The organism is Allokutzneria sp. A3M-2-11 16 (assembly GCF_024213555.1).
Lineage (GTDB): Bacteria > Actinomycetota > Actinomycetes > Mycobacteriales > Pseudonocardiaceae > Allokutzneria.
Window position 1 is genome coordinate 3274217 of sequence record NZ_JANAVO010000001.1, and the last position, 16630, is coordinate 3290846.

Sequence of the window (16630 nt, forward strand, 5' to 3'; positions counted from 1 at the left end):
TTCGGTGTACTTGAAGACCGGCCTGCCTCGCTGGGGCGGAAGGTTCAAACCATCGTGGGACCCCCTGTCGGGCGACGGGGGGTCCCGCGCTGCGTTCATGGGGGTTGACCTGCGAAAAGAGATTCATGCACGAGCATGACAACTGTCACCGGCAGCTCGTGACGGGCGAACTACCCGGATTGTCGGTGCCTTGCGCATAGTTGGTGACATGGAAGAGGTTCTGGCTTCGGAGAGCACCGGGCGGCGTGCGGCCGGCAGGAACGGTGCTGCGGCGATCCACATCAGCGGGCTGAAGAAGCACTACGGCGCGGTCCGCGCGGTCGACGGCATCGACCTGTCCATCGCCCCCGGCGAGGTCGTCGCGCTGCTCGGCCCCAACGGGGCGGGCAAGTCGACCGCCGTCGACATGATCCTCGGGCTCACCAAGCCGGACGAGGGCGAGGTGACGATCTTCGGCAAGGCGCCGAAGGAGGCCGTCGCGCACGGCACCATCGGCGCGATGCTGCAGAGCGGCGCGCTGCTCGACGACGCCACCGTCGGCGAGATGGTCGGCATGGTGGCCTCGCTGCACCGCAAGCCGATGCCGGTCAAGGAGGCGCTGCGCCGCGCGGGCATCGCGGACCTGGTCAAGCGCCGCTCCACCCGCCTCTCCGGCGGCCAGAAGCAGCGCGTGCGCTACGCGGTCGCCCTGGTCAGCGACCCGGACCTGCTGATCCTGGACGAGCCGACCGCGGCGATGGACGTGGGCACCCGGCGCGAGTTCTGGCTGTCCATGCAGGAGTTCACCGCCGCCGGGCGGACCGTGGTCTTCGCGACGCACTACCTGGAGGAGGCGGAGGAGTTCGCCGACCGGGTCATCTTCATGAAGTCCGGCAAGATCGTCGCCGACGGCTCCGTGGCCGAGGTGCAGGCGCTGGCCGCCGGCCGCACCCTGCACGCCAAGATCCCCGGCGCGACGCGGTCGGAGATCGAGGCGCTGCCCGCCGTCGCCGACGTGGACGTCCGGCACGACAAGGTGGTGATCGTCAGCTCCAGCTCCGACACCACGCTGCGCGCGCTGCTGGCCCGGTTCCCCAACGCGCGGGACATCGAGATCGCGGGGGTGAGCCTCGACGAGGCCTTCATCACGCTGACCAGCAACATCAACAAGAGCTGAGCGGGAGTAGGACAGCCATGAACCTCGGATACCTCGGCCTGGAGATCCGGCGGGCGCTGCGCGCTCCGGGCACCCTGCTGTTCACCATCGGCTTCCCGGCGATGTTCTACCTGCTGGAGATGATGCTGTTCAAGGACGTCGCCGGTGCGGGAGCGGGCGGGGCGGGCACCGCGGCCGCCGACTACCCGGTGACGATCATGGTCGGCCTGTGCGCCTGGGGCGTGATGACCGCGGGCCTGCTCATCGGCACCCGCGTGGTGCACGAGCGCACCGCGGGCTGGCAGCGCCAGCTGCGGCTGACCCCGCTCTCCGGCGGCGGCTTCCTGATCGGCAAGGTCACCGTCGGCATGGCGGTCGCCCTGCCGACCGCGATCGTCGTGCCGGTGGTCGCGGTGCTGGTGGAGAACGTCCAGCTGACCCCGGTCGGCTGGCTGCACGCCACCCTGTTCGTCTGGCTCGGCTCGCTGCCCTTCGCGATCATGGGCCTGCTGATCGGCCAGCTGTCCAACAAGGACAACGTGCAGAACTTCGTCATCGTCGGCATGTTGCTGCTGGCCATGTTCGGCGGGCTGTTCATGCCGCTGGACATGCTGCCGCCGTGGTGGAACGACCTGGCGCAGTTCGTGCCGAGCTACTGGCTGGCCGAGATCGGCCGGGTCGGCGTGCTGCCGAACTACGGCACCATCGTGACCCCCGCGCTCGTGCTGCTCGGCTGGTCCGTCGTGCTCGCCGCCGGTGTGGTGTGGCGCTACCAGCGCGACTCGGCTCGCACCTAATAGTGTCGCCGGCATGATGCGCAAGCTCCTGGACTGGGGTGGTGGATCGGGCTTCCGATCCACCACCCCGGAGCCGGATGAGGGGTCGAAGGCCGCGCCCGCGCTCGCGGTGCTCTTCAGCCTGATGATGATCCCCGCGTGGATCGACGCGCTCGGTCAGGTGCGCGCCGCGCGGCCGGACCTGTGGGCGCTCTCCGCGTTCGTCGGCGTCTCCTACAGCATCGCCTGCATCCTCGCGGTTCCGTTGGCGCGCAAGGTTTCCTGGACCTCGCAGGTGCTGGTGTGCCTGGCCCTGCTCGCGATGGGCATCGCCTTCGTCGTGCTGACCGGCCTGGAGAACTCCTGGGTGCTGATCTGCGCGCTCGGCATCGTCGCCGCGCTGATGCCGCCGGTGGTCACCGGCGTCGTCACGTTGGTGACGCTGGTCGGGTTGTCGGCCAGCGCGATCTACCAGCAGAAGTTCGAGGCGCAGTTGCCCAACTTCGTCCTGCTGTTCTCGGTGACCGCGGCCGCGGCGCTGATGGTGGGGCTGGCCAACGCCTACGTGGAGCTCAAGCACGCGCGGGACCAGATCGCCATGTTCGCCGTCGCCAAGGAACGCGCCCGCTTCGCCAGGGACCTGCACGACATCCTCGGGCACAGCCTCACCACGATCACCCTCAAGGCCGGGCTCGCCCGCCGGGTGCTGGAGATGGGCGACCTTGACCGCACCATGACGGAGATCCGGGACGTGGAAAGGCTTGGCAGACAAGCACTCGCGGACGTGCGGGCGACGGTCTCGGAGTACCGCGTCGTCACCCTCGCCGGAGAGCTCGCCGGAGCCAACGAGACCTTGCGCGCCGCGGGCATCGAGGCCGATCTTCCGCGCGCCGTCGACGACGTCGCACCCGAGTTGCAGCAGGTTTTCGGTTACGTGCTCAGGGAAACGGTGACCAACGTGGTCCGGCACTCCGGCGCGCAGAAGGTGAGCGTGCGGCTGGGCCACGACTGGATCAGCGTCACCGACGACGGGGTGGGCGCCCCGCAGGCCGCCGCGGGCAACGGGCTGCGCGGACTGCAGGAGCGGATGGCCGCGGTCGGCGGCACGCTGGAGAGCGGCACGCCGAGCAGGGGTGGTTTCGTGGTCCGCGCGAGCGCTGTGATCTCCAAGGTTCCCGATCACCCCGAGGACTCCCCGGCGTCCGCCGAGGCGGAGAATGCCGTCGAGAGCACGGGAGGACAGGCGTGATTCGGGTTCTTGTCGCCGATGACCAGGCGCTGGTGCGCGGCGCCCTGGCGACGATGCTGGACCTGGAGCCGGACATCACCGTCGTGGCCCAGGTCGGATCGGGTGACGACGTGCTGCCCGCCGCGCGGCAGTCCGCGCCGGACGTGGTGCTGCTGGACGTGCACATGCCCGGCAAGGACGGCCTGGCCGCGGCCAAGGAGCTGCACGCCGAGCTGCCCGCGTGCAAGATCCTCATCTGCACCACCTTCGGGCGGCCGGGCTACCTGGTGCGGGCGATGGCCGCGGGCGCCTCCGGCTTCATCGTCAAGGACGCCCCGCCGGAGCAGCTGGTCGACGCGGTCCGCCGGGTCTACAACGGACTCCGCGTGGTCGATCCCGTGCTGGCGGCGGAATCCCTCGCCACCGGGCCGAACCCGCTCACCGTGCGGGAGCGGGAGGTGCTCGGCGCGGTCGCCGACGGGAGCACCGTGGCGAAGGTGGCCAAGGCGCTGCACCTGACCGAGGGCACGGTGCGCAACCACCTGTCCTCGGCGATCGGCAAGACCGGCGCCCGGACCAGGGGCGAGGCGTACCGGATCTCGGAGGAGCGCGGCTGGCTCTAGCCCACCACCTCCGCAGGCGCCCCTTCGCGGGGCTCGGCGCGGGACGGCGAAGCCCGGGGGGATACGCCCCCCTAATCTCCCGGGTGGCAGGCGTCCCGCGCCGATCTTTCCGTTGGGCCCCGGGAAGTGAGGGGTTGTGGAACCAGCCAGTGTCGGATAAGGGGAAATCACGTAGGCGGCGCCCCTTTTCTTAGGGGCGCCGTCCGTGCTTGTAGGGGTGACGCGGGCAACAGGGCCGTGGCTACTGTCGGTGGGGCAGGCGCGTGTATGCGTATGCATGGATCTGGGGGCATCAGCGCGGTGGCAGCCTGACCTGCCGCACCGCCGCGCCGGCGCGCCCTTCGAACCCCCGGAGGAACCGTCGTGCAGGAGATCGTCGACGCGGTCCTCTCCGAGGACGCCGACGCCGCGGACTTCGCCGCCGCGCCGATCCCGGAGAGCTATCTCGGCGCGGTTGTGCTCGCCGAGGAGTCCGAGATGTTCGCCGGCATGGACAGCCGGGACAAGGACCCGGCCAAATCGCTGCACATCCGGCCGGTGCCCACCCCCGAGGTCGGGCCCGACGAGGTGCTGGTCGCCGTGATGGCCAGCTCCATCAACTACAACACCGTGTGGACCTCGATCTTCGAGCCGCTGCCGACCTTCGGCTTCCTCCAGCGCTACGCGCGCAGCGTTCCCGGCGCCGCCCACCACGACCAGCCGTTCCACGTGGTCGGTTCGGACCTGTCCGGGATCGTGCTGCGCACCGGTTCCGCCGTGCGCTCCTGGAAGCCCGGCTCGCGGGTGGTCGCGCACTGCCTCAACGTGGAGCTGACCTCCCCGGACGGGCACGGGGACACCATGCTCGACCCGGAGCAGCGGATCTGGGGCTTCGAGACGAACTACGGCGGCCTCGCACAGCTCACCGTGGTGAAGGCGAACCAGCTGATGCCCAAGCCCGCGCACCTCACGTGGGAGGAGGCGGCCGCGTCCGGGCTGGTGAACTCCACGGCCTACCGCCAGCTCGTCTCCGCCAATGGCGCGCGGATGAAGCAGGGCGACGTGGTGCTGGTCTGGGGCGCGGCGGGCGGACTCGGCTCGTACGCGACGCAGATCGTGCTCAACGGCGGCGGCATCCCGGTGTGCGTGGTGTCCAGCCCGGAGAAGGCCGACCTCGTCCGCTCCATGGGCGCGGAACTGGTGATCGACCGCTCCGCGGAGGGCTACCGGTTCTGGAAGAACGAGCACGAGCAGGACCCCAGGGAGTGGAAGCGCTTCGGCGCGAAGATCCGTGAGCTGACCGGCGGCGAGGACCCCGACGTCGTCTACGAGCACCCGGGCCGGGAAACCTTCGGCGCCAGCGTGTTCGTCACGCGGCGCGGCGGGACCGTGGTCACCTGCGCGTCGACTTCGGGCTTCGAGCACAGCTACGACAACCGCTACCTCTGGATGCACCTGAAGAAGATCGTCGGCTCGCACTTCGCGAACTACCGCGAGGCGTGGGAGGCGAACCGCTTGATCGCCAAGGGAATGATCCACCCGACACTGTCCACTGTGTACCCGTTGGCGGAGACGGGGCGGGCGGCCAGCGAGGTGCACTCGAACCAGCACAGCGGCAAGGTCGGCGTGCTCGGCCTCGCGCCGGAACCGGGGCTCGGCGTCACCGACCCGGAGCTGCGCGCGCGGCACGTCTCCCAGATCACCCGATTCCAGCAGCATTCCAGCCACTGAGAGGCGAACGGCGCCATGACAGCTCAGCCCGCTAGTTCCGGCCCGGTCGGCGTTGTCGGCCTCGGCTCGGTCGGCCAGTCCCTCGTCGAGCTGCTCAGCGGAGCGGGCATCGACGTGGTCGGCGTCGACTGCGACCCCGGCGCGGTGGCTCGCGCCCGTGGCCGCGCACCCGGATCAGTGTTGCTGGGCAACGACTTCTCCGTGCTGAGCGCGGCGGAGGTGGTGATCGAGGCGGTCCCGGAGCACTACGAGTCCAAGGCGCTGGTGCTGCGCACGATCGCCGAGGCGTGCTCTCCCGGCACCGTTCTGGTCAGCACCACGGCTTCGTTGTCGATGGCCTCGCTCGCGGTCGCCTCCGGGCGCCCCGAACAGGTCGTCGGCCTCGCGTTCCTGGCCCCGCCCGCGGCGGGCACCGGCGTCGAACTGGTCACCACGGCCATGTCCGGCGCGGATGCGGTGGCCAAGGCCAAGGAGCTGCTCGGGCTGCTGCCGACCGCGCAGAAGGACCTCGGCGCGGCGCGCGGGCACGCGTGGGACCTGGTGCTGGCCTACCTCAACCGGTCGGTCGCGCTGTACGAGGTCGGCTACGCCACGCGCGAGGACATCGACACCGCCATGCGGCTCGGCTGCGGCCTGCCGACCGGACCGCTGGCACTGCTGGACCGCATCGGGCTGGACGTGGCGCAGCAGGCGCTCACCGACCTGCACGCGCGCACCGGCATCGCCACCCACGCGCCGACCGGGCTGCTGAACCGGATGGTCGAGGGCGGGCTGCTCGGGCGCAAGGCCGGACAGGGCTTCTACACCTACTCCCCGGCCGGGGAGATCGACTCGGAGCCGGAGCGCTCCGACCGCGGCGGCGCCGCGCGGGCGCGGGAGATCACCCGCATCGGCGTGATCGGCTCCGGCACGATGGCGCGCGGCATCGCCCAGGTGACCACCCAGGCCGGACTGGAAACGGTGCTGGTGGCGCGGGACGAGCACAAGGCCGACGCCGCCGTCCGGGCCGTCGACGAGGCACTGGTGCGCGCGGTCCGCCGGGGCCGGGTCACCCCGGACCAGCGCCGCGCGGCGCTGTCGCTGCTGATCCCCAGCGCCTCCCGGGTCGCGGTGGCCGAATGCGATCTGGTCATCGAGGCGACGGCGGAGGAGATCGAGGTCAAGACCGCGGTCTTCGCGGAGCTGGACGAGATCTGCAAGAGGGGCGCGATCCTGGCGACCACCACCTCCAGCCTGTCGGTGACCGCGTGCGCCGAGGCGACCGCGCGCCGCGCCGACGTGATCGGCATGCACTTCTTCAACCCGGCGCCCGCGATGAAGCTGGTCGAGGTCTCGCGCACCGAGTTCACCGGCGACGACGTGCTGACCTCGGTGCACGCCTTGGCTTCCCGGCTGCGCAAGACCACAGTGGACTGTTCCGACCGGGCCGGGTTCATCGTGAACTACCTGTTGTTCCCGTACCTCAACGACGCGATCCGGCTGGTGGAGTCGGGCGCGGCGACGGTACCCGGCCTCGACGCCGCGATCGAGAGCGGTTTCGGGTACCCGATGGGGCCGTTCACCCTGCTGGACACCATCGGACTGGACATCTCCGAGGCGATCCAGTGGCGGCTCCACGAAATCAACTACGACCCGGACGTGAAGCCCGCGACCCTGCTGACCAGGCTCGTCGAACTGGGCCGCCTCGGCCGCAAGACGGGCGCGGGTTTCTGGGGTGCCTAGGGGTTGTTGTCGTCCACTCGCTGAGATTGGCTGACCAGCGGCGGCGGTCGCTGGCTTGGAGGTTCTGCGTACCCATGGTTACTCGCGTCTGGGACTACATGCTCGAATACGAGCAGGAGCGTGACGACATCCACGATGCGGTGGAGACGGTCTTCCGGTCCGGCCAGTTGGTGTTGGGCAGCAGTGTGCGGGGCTTCGAGGAGGAGTACTCGGCCTACCACGGCGTCGAGCACACCATCAGCGTGGACAACGGCACCAACGCCATCGTGCTCGGATTGCGCGCCCTGGGCGTGGGCCCGGGTGATGAGGTGATCACGGTGTCCAACACCGCGGCGCCCACGGTGATCGCGATCGACCAGATCGGCGCCGTCCCGGTGTTCGTGGACATCCACGAGGACGACTACCTGATGGACGTCGGCCAGGTGGAAGCCAAGATCACTTCGAAGACCAAGGCGCTGTTGCCGGTGCACCTGTACGGGCAGTGCGTGGACATGGCTCCGTTGCAGGAGATCGCCGACCGGCACGGCATCCCGATCCTGGAGGACTGCGCCCAGTCCCACGCCGCCCGCCACCACGGCAAGATCGCCGGGACGATGGGCAAGGCCGCGGCGTTCTCCTTCTACCCCACCAAGGTTCTCGGCGCCTACGGTGACGGCGGCGCGACGATCACCTCCGACGCGGAGACCGCGGCGAACCTGCGCCGGTTGCGCTACTACGGCATGGAGACCACCTACTTCGTGGTGTCCACCCCGGGCCACAACGCGCGGTTGGACGAGCTGCACGCGGAGATCCTGCGCCGCAAGCTGACCCGGCTCGACCAGTACGCGCAGGGCCGTCGCGATGTGGCGCAGAGGTACATGGAAGGCTTGGGCGACACCGATTTGGTGCTGCCTCGCGTCAACCCCGGCAACGAGCACGTCTACTACGTGTACGTGGTCCGGCACCCCAAGCGGGACGCGATCATCGAGGCGCTCAAGGCCTACGACATCCACCTGAACATCAGCTACCCGTGGCCGGTGCACCGCCAGACCGGCTTCCACAAGCTGGGCTACGAAGAGGGTTCGCTCCCGGTGACGGAGAAGCTGGCCAAGGAGATCTTCTCGCTCCCCATGTACCCGTCGCTGCCGATCGGCACGCAGGAGAAGGTCATCGCCGCGGTGCGCGAAGTGCTCGCCACCGTCTGAGCCGTGAGGGAAATCCAGCCATGCGCGTTCTGTTCACAACCGTCTCGGAGAAGTCGCACGTCCTGACCATGGCTCCGCTGGCGTGGGCGCTGACCAACGCCGGCCACGAGGTCCGGGTGGCCAGTGCTCCCGGGGTGACCGACACGATCACCAACGCGGGCCTGACCGCGGTCCCGATCGGCACCGAGCACACCGTGCACGACATGCTCGCCGAGCACGAGACGGTCGAGAACGAGTTCTCCGACTGGAGCGAACCGTTCCTGGACAAGCAGAACTGGGAGATGCTGCTCCTCAGGTACCAGATCGCCGTCGAGTACGCGTTCACCCCGTACAACGACACGCTGGTCGACGACCTGGTCGAGTTCTCGCGGTTCTGGAAGCCGGACCTCGTGCTGTGGGACCCGATCACCTTCGCGGGCGGTGTCGCGGCGCGGGTGGTCGGGGCGGCGCACGCGCGGCTGAACTGGGCCCTGGACATCTACGGCGCGATGCGCGACGTCTTCCTCCAGCTGCTGGAGCAGCAGCCCCTTGAGGCGCGCACCGACCCCATGGCGAACTGGCTCGGCGGGCACCTCTCGCGCTTCGGCTCGGACTTCCACGAGGACGTCGTCAGCGGCCAGTGGACCGTCGACCAGGTTCCGTCGAGCATCCAGATCCCGTTGTCCGTCAACAGGGTTCCGATGCGGTACACGCCCTACAACGGCCGTTCGGTCATCCCGCCGTGGCTCAACGAACCGCAGGAGCGGCGGCGCATCCTGCTCACTCCGGGCATGTCCTTCGCCAAGGCGCTCGGCAGCACCTTCGTGCCCTTGAAGGAATCCTTCGAAGCACTGTCCGAATTGGACGTTGAGATCGTCGCGACGCTGAGCGAGAAGGAGCTCTCCACGGTGGGCACGCTCCCGTCCAACGCGCGCGTGGTCGACTTCGTCCCGATGCACGCCGTGCTGCCGACGTGCTCCGCGGTGGTGCACCACGGTGGCTTCGGCACGTGGTCGACGGCCGCGCTCTACGGGGTGCCGCAGTTCATCCTGCCGATCCGCATGGCCGACATGTGGATCAAAGCCAAGCAGACCGAGAAGGCCGGCGCTGGCCTCTACTCCCATCCCACGCAGACCACCGCGGAGAGCCTGCGCGAGGGCGTGCGGCGGTTGCTGGACGAATCCCAGTTCGCCGAGGGCGCCAAGCACCTCCGCCAGGGCATCCTCGAAACCCCCACCCCCAACGACATCGTCGGCACCCTCGAAACCCTCACCACCACCCACCGCACCTAACCCCCCGCCGTCGTTTTTCCCGTTTCGTACTCTTAGCGGCCAATGGGAGCGCTCTTTTTCCCGCTATGAGTACGAAACGGGGTTTGGCGGCGTTCGCGGAGGGTTTGGGTCACGACGGCGGCGACGCTTCGCGGGGAGGAGCGCAGCCACTTCGCGGTGACGTAGACGACGTGCCAGCCTGCTGCTTGGAGGCGGTTCATGCGTTCGCGGTCGCGGGGTAGTTGGTTGGCGTCGCCGTGCCAGGCTCCGTCGTACTCCACCGCGACCTTCTCCTCTTCGAACCCGAGGTCCACGCGGGCGATGAAACCGTTGCTGTCGCACACTTTCAGCTGAGGCACGGGGTAGAGCTCGTTGAGGTTGAGCAGCACCCGCAGTTCGGACTCGGGGAACGACTCCGCACGCGGGTCCACCAGTTCGACCGCTTGCCTGCCCACGACGACGCCGTGGTCGTGCCGCTTCACGACGATCCGCCGCAGCTCCTCGAAGTCCACCAGGCCCGAGCGCAGCCAGGCGTCGGTGCACGCCACGCGCTCCACCAGGGAGCGGCGGCCGATGAGCAGGTCGTAGGCGGTGCGCAGCGGTGTGGCGAGGCGAATTCCGTTCCAGGGAACGCTTTCCTCGTCCGGGATGCGGAGGTTGCGCACGCGCATCCCCGGGCGGCGGTGCGCGCGGGCCTCACTGGGCGCGGCCAGTTCCACGGGATCGTCGCCGGTGGCCAGCGGCACGCCGTAGATCGTCGCCGCGGACACCCCGGTGAGGGTGGCGGCCTCGGGCAGGACGAGCGCGGCCGCACGGCACCGAAGCTCATGCGTGATCGGAGTGCCCCGCACGGCGTACGCGTCGCGGAACAGGCGGACGAAGTGCGGCGTGCGCAGCACGTCGGGGGTGAGCACGCCATCGGTGATGGCGTCGCTGCCGCGGAAGAGCTCGACTTCGAGAGCGGGTCGTGTTCGTGTCATGCCGCGAGGATGCCTCGCGTCGTTTCCGGCACCGCCCGAAACGGGGCGGAAACGGGGCAGGTGCGCCTGACTTGTCCACAACTGCCCCACTCATCCACAGGCGCGCCGGTGAACAGCGCAGGACGGGGGAGGTTGGGGGAAGATCGGGTGATCTTGGGTGGAGAGGGGCGGAACGGGGCGGGGAGGTCGTAGCGTCGATGCGGCCGAAGCACACGAGCTCGCGGGAGAAGTGACATGGTCGCCGACAGTCTGACCAGGAAGTACGACAAGATCTTCAAGCTCTACGACAGCAACCGGAACGGCTACATCGAGAAGGCCGACGTCAACCGGATGAAGTCGCAGTACCTCATGGCCTTCGACGTGCCGCCCACGTCGGAGAAGGGGCTCGCGGCCGCCGAGCGCTGGGACGCGTTCTGGGCGGCGCTCACGTCCTCGCTCGATCACGATCAGGACCGGCAGGTCAGCCGGGAGGAGTTCCTCTCCGGGTTCGGGGCGCTGGCCCTCGGTGATCCGGGCGCCTTCGACGCCGTGCTGCGGCCGCTGATCGAGACGGCCTTCACGTTGATGGACACCGACGGCAGCGGATCGGTCAGCGTGAAGGAGTTCCGCCGCTTCCAGCACGCCGTCGGCAACGGGGACCAGGCCGACGCGGTGATCGCGCGGATCGACCAGGACGGCGACGGCGTGATCTCGCTGGACGAACTGGTCCAGGACGCCCGCGAGTTCCTCACCAGCACCGAACCCGACAGCTCCGGCAACTGGCTGCTCGGCTAACCCCCAGCCCCCCCAAGCCCGTTTCGTACTCATAGCGGGGTTTGGAGCGCTCCAAAAGGCCGCTATGAGTACGAAACGGGAAAAGCGGCGTGGGTTCAGGCGGTTACCTAGGGGGGCGGTGGGCGGGATGGGGGAGGTTGCGGCGATATCGGGTGACGGCGGTCGGAGCGCGGCGGCGCGGTCGTAGCGTGGGGTGTTGGCCGGATCGGGCCGCTTCGAGCCGACACACCTGGAGAGACGCGATGTCCGCAGACATTCTGACCAGGAAGTACGAGAAGGCTTTCCTGCTCTACGACCACGACGGCGACGGCATTGTCGACCAGGCCGACCTCAGGCAGATCCAGGACCAGTTCCTGCTCGCGTTCGGGGCGGCGGACTCCGAGAAGGGCGCCGTGGTCCGGGAGCGGTGGGACGACTTCTGGGCGGCGCTGACCTCGGCGATCGACAGCGATCTGGACGACCGGCTCACCCGCGAGGAGTTCGTCGGCGGGATGAGGCAGCTCAGCGTGGGGGAGGCCGCCGACTTCGACGCGGTGTTCCGCCCGCTCGTCGAGGCGATCTTCACCCTGATGGACTCGGACAGCAGCGGCGTGGTCACCGACGAGGAGTTCCGCCAGTTCCAGGCCGGGATCGGCAACGCGGACCAGGCCGACGCGGCGCTGGCGAAGATCGACCGGGACGGCGACGGGGTCCTCACGCTCGACGAGATGACCGCCGATATCCGCGAGTACCTGACCAGTGACGACCCGGAGAACTCCAACAACTGGTTCCTCGGCGAGGTCTAACCGGCGGTGCGGGTGCCGAAGAGGGAGTGCATGCACGCCACCAGGCTGCGGGCCTGCACGTTGACGTAGTGGCTGTGCCGCAACAGTCCTACCAGCTGGTGCAGCGGGAGCCAGCGGTGGTCAGGGTGGTCGTCCAGGTCCACGTCCTCTTCGGTCTCCACCACCAGGTACCGGGTCCTGGCGTGGTAGAAGCGACCGCCTTCCTCGGAAAGCATTGTGTCGTAACGGATCTGCTCCGGTGGCGCGGTGCGCAGCGTGTCGAGGAACGGCAACCGGTCGCTCGGCGGCATGTGCATGTAGTTGTCCACGGTGCACTGCACGGTCGGGGCCAGCTCCACCACGTCCAGGTAGCCGGGCTCGACGCGGGCGTGCACCAGGGCGTGCAGGACGCCGCCGAACTGCTTGACCAGGAAGGCGGAGAGCCCGTCCCCGCTGGGCTCCAGCATCGGCTGGGACCACTGCAGCACCTCGCGCCCGCCCGCGCGCACGTCCACGCCGATCACGTTGAAGAAGCGGCCGGTCACGTGCGAGATGCCCGCGTCGGTGTGCTTCCACTGGTCGATTCCCTTGAGGGGAACGCGGTTCGCGGTGATGTCGTGCCGGGTGCGGGCGCCGGTGATCCAGCTGAGGATCTCGTCGGTGGTGTGCACCGCGCCCTCGCTCTCCGTGCAGGAGCGCATGATCGACGTGGTGAAGGCGTCGCGCTCGGCAGCGGGGAGCAGCGTCGCGAGGTCGGTGCCGGAGAACGGCAGGCAGGACAGCACGGTGCGCGCGTCCATGTTCACCAGGTCGTCCTCGCCGAGCAGCTGGTGCAGCTGACCCAGCGTCAGCCAGCAGAAGTCCTCCAGCAGCTCGACGTCCTCGGTGACCTCGACGACCATGTTGCGGTTGCGCTTCTGGAAGAACCAGGAGCCCTGCTCGGACTGGAGCACGTCCGCGATCACCTTGTGCCGCTTGGTGTCCATGAAGTAGTCGAGGTAGGGGACCGGCTTTCCCTTGTGCACCCGGGTGTAGTTGCTGCGGGTCGCCTGCACGGTGGGCGAGAGCTGGACGCCGTTGCAGTTGCCGGGCTCCACCTTGCCCTGCATCAGGCAGTGCAGGACACCGTCGAACTCCTTGACGACGATGCCCAGGATGCCGATCTCCGGCTGGTTGATGATCGGCTGCGCCCAGTGCTCCACCCAGTGCCCCGGCCTGCTGATCTCCAGGCCCTCCACCACGAAGAACTTCCCGCTGGCGTGGCCGATGTTGCCGGTGACCGGGTCGGCGGACCAGTTCGCCAGGCGGTCCAGCGGGACGCGGTCCACCTCGGTGTAGTTGCGGGTCCCGCAGTCCTCGAACCACGTGCGGAAGTCGGCGAGGGAGGTGCGGCCGTCGACGGTCAGCGCGGACTCGGCGATCCGCAGCGCGATGGTGGCGTCCGCGGTTCGCAGTGGCACGTGGGTCGAAGTCTCGGTCACGGGATAGTCCTTCGTCCGCTGGCGATCACGTGGAATAGCACCGTTATCCGTAAGCCAATTTCGTGGCCCCACCTTATGGTGAATTCATATATGGGCGAGCGCGGGCCGCGAAGAATAGGGGTGGGGTTAGGGGGCGTGAAAGTGATCAAACGGATACGGGCAGTGCGCCCAGCATCGCCCGCACGGACTCCGCCACCGGTACAGCCGCGGTCCAGCCGAGCAGCTCGCGCGCCTTGGCGGTGGACGCCAGGGTCCAGTCCCCGCCCTTGCTGGTGACGGCCGTGCCCAGCTCGCGCACGGCGCCCGCGTCCAGCCCCGCCGCGTCGACCAGCGCGTACACCAGTTCGCGGAGGCCGATCGCGGTGCCGCGGCCGATGTTGATCACTTCGCCGACCACCCCGGAGTGGGCGGCGCGCAGCACCGCGGCGGCGGCGTCGCGGGCGTCGACGTAGTCCCGTTGCGCCTCCGCGATGCTCAACTCAAGCTGCTGACCAGCGGAAACCGTGCGCAGCCTGGTGGCGAGCGCGCCGAGGAAGCTGGCCGGGGAGGGATGCGGGCCGAAGACGTTCACCAGCCGCAGGACCACGCCGTCGACGTCCCCGGCGGCCGTGGCGCGCAGCACCGCCTCCGAGCCAGCCAGCTTCGTCCTCGCGTACATCGTCCGCGGCGCGGGCACGACGGTCTCGTCGATCACCGTGCCGTGCGCGACCGGGCCGTACTCGTGGATCGTGCCCACGTGCACCAGGCGTGGCCGCTGCGGGACCTCGGCCACCGCCTCCACCAGGCGTTCGACCAGGTCGACGTGGGAATAGGTCATCTCCCGCTCGGTGCTGCCCCAGCCGCCGGTGGCGTTGACGACCACCTGCGCCCGCTCCGCGGTGAGCATCTCGGCCAGGCGTGGCACGTCCGCGCCGCCCACGTCCAGCGACCGGTAGCGGTAGCCGGCGATCTGCGGAGCGAACCGCCTGGCCACCGCGATCACCTCGTAGTCGGCGTCGGCGAAGGCCGCGCAGACCTGCCTGCCGACGCAGCCCGTCGCGCCGAGCACCGCCACGCGGGGGCGGGCGAATCGGTCGGTGATGGTCATGGGCTGACGCAATCACGGCCCACACCGCCCGACAACCCCTAACGTGCAGGTCAGGGGCTGTCCGCCCGCTCCGGAGTCCGCCGGTCTTCAAGTACGCCGAACCCCCGCAGCGACGGTCGCCAACCACGCTGAACCCACTCGGTTCGCGCGCGGGGTTCGGCAGTCTTCAAGTACGGCGAACCCCCGCGCGGACGGTCGCTAACGGCTGCAGACCATGGGGTTTGGGGCGGTTTGAGACCGTGGGGGGTGGGGTTCGTAGGACTTGAAGACCGTGGGACCTCAGGGGGTGAGGCAGTCGGAGTACTGCGGCAGCAGCCCCTGGGTCTCCGCCTCCTTGAAGCTCGGCGCGGCGGTGTCGCGGTCGGAGAGCAGGTAGTCCACACCCTTCGGCCACGGCAGCGCGAGGTCGGCGTCGAGCGGGTTGATCGACAGCTCGTTCGCCGGGTTGTAGAAGCTGGTGACCACGTACGACATCACCGTGTTGTCTTCAAGTGCGACGAACGCGTGCCCGACGCCGACCGGGAAGTACATGGCGCGGAAGGACACGTCGTCCATCTCCACCACGTCCCACTCGCCGAAGGTCGGAGAGCCCAACCGCAGGTCGACGACCACGTCCAGGGCCTTGCCGCGCGCGCAGTAGACGTACTTCGCCTGACCGGGGGGCGTCCTGGTGAAGTGGATGCCGCGCACGACGCCCTTCGCCGACCGGTTGTGGTTGGTCTGCGCCACCGTGTGCTTGTGCCCGACGGCCGCCTCGAATGCCGGCTCCTGGAACGGGGAAACGAAGACGCCACGGCTGTCGGGGTAGACCGTCGGGCTGAACTCGAATGCGCCCTTGACGGCCAGCTCACGTGTTTGCATGGCAGCAGAATACATATTCCGGACCAGCCGGAAAACGCGACAAGAAACGCATTCTCAGCTCGCTGGCAGGGCCGCGCTGTCCCGGAGCGGGGCCCACCAGGCGCGGTTGTCCCGGTACCAGGCGGCCGTCTCGGCGATGCCGGTGGCGAAGTCCTTCAGCGGCGCGTAGCCCAGTTCACGCGCGGCTTTGCCGATGTCCACGGAGTACCGCAGGTCGTGGCCCTTGCGGTCGGGGACGTGGCGCACCATCGACCAGTCCGCGCCCATCAGCTCCAGCAACGTCCCGGTCAGCTCGCGGTTGCTCAGTTCCGTTCCGCCGCCGAGGTTGTAGACCTCGCCGGGGCGCCCGCGCTCGGCGACCAGGGCGATGCCCCGGCAGTGGTCGTCGACGTGCAGCCAGTCGCGGACGTTGCGGCCGTCCCCGTAGAGCGGAACCTTGATGCCCTCCAACAGGTTCGTGACGAACAGCGGGATGACCTTCTCCGGGAACTGGTACGGCCCGTAGTTGTTGGAGCAGCGCGTGATGCACGTGTGCATGCCGTGCGTGCGGTGGTAGGACCGGACGAGCAGGTCCGAGGACGCCTTCGACGCGGAGTACGGCGAGTTCGGCAGCAGCGGGTGCTCCTCCGGCCACGAGCCGCTCGCGATCGAGCCGTAGACCTCGTCGGTGGACACGTGCACGAACTTGCCGACCGCCGCCTCCAGTGCGCTCTGCAACAGGGTCTGCGTGCCGAGGACGTTGGTGCGGATGAACTCCGCCGAGCCGGTGATGGATCTGTCCACATGGGACTCGGCGGCGAAGTGCACGACCAGGTCCACCCCGGCCATCAGCGAGCGCACCAGCTCGGCGTCGCAGATGTCGCCGCGCACGAAGCGCAGTTCGGACCGGTCGGCGATCGGCCCGAGGTTGGCCAGGTTCCCCGCGTAGGTCAGCTTGTCCAGCACGACGACCTCGGCGCCGGAGAGCGCGGTGTAGCGGCCGGTGAGCAGTTCTCGGACGAAGTGCGAGCCGATGAAACCCGCCCCACCGGTGACCAGGATGCGCACGCTGCGAA

15 protein-coding genes are annotated in these 16630 nt (G+C 69.1%); 10 read left to right on the forward strand and 5 right to left on the reverse strand.

The annotated features are described in order from the left end of the window. The first annotated feature begins 208 nt into the window (after nucleotides 1-208). The 8 genes from NLX83_RS16345 (at nucleotide 209) to NLX83_RS16380 (ending at nucleotide 9649) form a co-directional block, all read left to right on the forward strand. Nucleotides 209-1156 (forward strand): ABC transporter ATP-binding protein, encoded by a 948-nt coding sequence (locus NLX83_RS16345; RefSeq protein WP_254235696.1) that lies wholly within the window; start codon nucleotides 209-211, stop codon nucleotides 1154-1156. Between the two features lie 17 nt (nucleotides 1157-1173). Then, nucleotides 1174-1932, forward strand: coding sequence for an ABC transporter permease (locus NLX83_RS16350; RefSeq protein ID WP_254235697.1), 759 nt, complete (start codon nucleotides 1174-1176; stop codon nucleotides 1930-1932). A gap of 13 nt (nucleotides 1933-1945) precedes the next feature. Next, the gene (locus NLX83_RS16355; RefSeq protein WP_254235698.1) at nucleotides 1946-3160 is read left to right on the forward strand and encodes a sensor histidine kinase; all 1215 of its coding nucleotides are present in this window, start codon (nucleotides 1946-1948) and stop codon (nucleotides 3158-3160) included. Continuing rightward, on the forward strand, nucleotides 3157-3762 hold the full coding sequence (locus NLX83_RS16360; protein WP_030426565.1) for a response regulator transcription factor: 606 nt from the start codon (nucleotides 3157-3159) through the stop codon (nucleotides 3760-3762). The genes NLX83_RS16355 and NLX83_RS16360 overlap by 4 nt, the downstream gene beginning before the upstream one ends. 372 nt (nucleotides 3763-4134) lie before the next feature. Beyond that, nucleotides 4135-5472 (forward strand): crotonyl-CoA carboxylase/reductase, encoded by a 1338-nt coding sequence (ccrA, locus tag NLX83_RS16365; RefSeq protein WP_374118765.1) that lies wholly within the window; start codon nucleotides 4135-4137, stop codon nucleotides 5470-5472. 15 nt (nucleotides 5473-5487) lie between these two features. Then, entirely contained in the window at nucleotides 5488-7194 is a 1707-nt protein-coding gene (locus tag NLX83_RS16370) for a 3-hydroxyacyl-CoA dehydrogenase family protein (RefSeq protein WP_254235700.1), read from the forward strand. Between the two features lie 74 nt (nucleotides 7195-7268). Then, nucleotides 7269-8378 carry a DegT/DnrJ/EryC1/StrS family aminotransferase gene (locus NLX83_RS16375; RefSeq protein ID WP_254235701.1) on the forward strand — a complete coding sequence of 370 codons (1110 nt, stop codon included), beginning with the start codon at nucleotides 7269-7271 and terminating at the stop codon, nucleotides 8376-8378. Nucleotides 8379-8398: 20 nt separating this feature from the next. Beyond that, nucleotides 8399-9649 carry an activator-dependent family glycosyltransferase gene (locus tag NLX83_RS16380; RefSeq protein ID WP_254235702.1) on the forward strand — a complete coding sequence of 417 codons (1251 nt, stop codon included), beginning with the start codon at nucleotides 8399-8401 and terminating at the stop codon, nucleotides 9647-9649. 32 nt (nucleotides 9650-9681) lie between these two features. Here NLX83_RS16380 and NLX83_RS16385 read toward each other — a convergent pair whose 3' ends face one another. Next, entirely contained in the window at nucleotides 9682-10608 is a 927-nt protein-coding gene (locus tag NLX83_RS16385) for an endonuclease domain-containing protein (RefSeq protein ID WP_254235703.1), read from the reverse strand. Nucleotides 10609-10842: 234 nt separating this feature from the next. Between NLX83_RS16385 and NLX83_RS16390 the strand changes: the two genes are divergently transcribed. After that, nucleotides 10843-11382 (forward strand): EF-hand domain-containing protein, encoded by a 540-nt coding sequence (locus NLX83_RS16390; RefSeq protein ID WP_254235704.1) that lies wholly within the window; start codon nucleotides 10843-10845, stop codon nucleotides 11380-11382. Nucleotides 11383-11624: 242 nt separating this feature from the next. Beyond that, nucleotides 11625-12167: an EF-hand domain-containing protein gene (locus tag NLX83_RS16395; protein WP_254235705.1), complete on the forward strand. Its 543-nt coding sequence runs from the start codon at nucleotides 11625-11627 to the stop codon at nucleotides 12165-12167. Here NLX83_RS16395 and NLX83_RS16400 read toward each other — a convergent pair. The 4 genes from NLX83_RS16400 to rfbB form a co-directional block, all read right to left on the reverse strand. Continuing rightward, a complete protein-coding gene (locus NLX83_RS16400) occupies nucleotides 12164-13627 on the reverse strand; it encodes an NDP-hexose 2,3-dehydratase family protein (protein ID WP_254235706.1) in 1464 nt (487 codons plus the stop codon). The genes NLX83_RS16395 and NLX83_RS16400 overlap by 4 nt on opposite strands. A 145-nt stretch (nucleotides 13628-13772) precedes the next feature. Further along, nucleotides 13773-14714, reverse strand: a complete 942-nt coding sequence (locus NLX83_RS16405; protein WP_254235707.1) for an NAD-dependent epimerase/dehydratase family protein — start codon at nucleotides 14712-14714, stop codon at nucleotides 13773-13775. A gap of 279 nt (nucleotides 14715-14993) precedes the next feature. Then, nucleotides 14994-15575 carry a dTDP-4-dehydrorhamnose 3,5-epimerase family protein gene (locus NLX83_RS16410; protein WP_254235708.1) on the reverse strand — a complete coding sequence of 194 codons (582 nt, stop codon included), beginning with the start codon at nucleotides 15573-15575 and terminating at the stop codon, nucleotides 14994-14996. A gap of 54 nt (nucleotides 15576-15629) precedes the next feature. Continuing rightward, on the reverse strand, nucleotides 15630-16622 hold the full coding sequence (rfbB, locus tag NLX83_RS16415) for a dTDP-glucose 4,6-dehydratase (protein WP_254235709.1): 993 nt from the start codon (nucleotides 16620-16622) through the stop codon (nucleotides 15630-15632). Nucleotides 16623-16630: the final 8 nt, after the last annotated feature.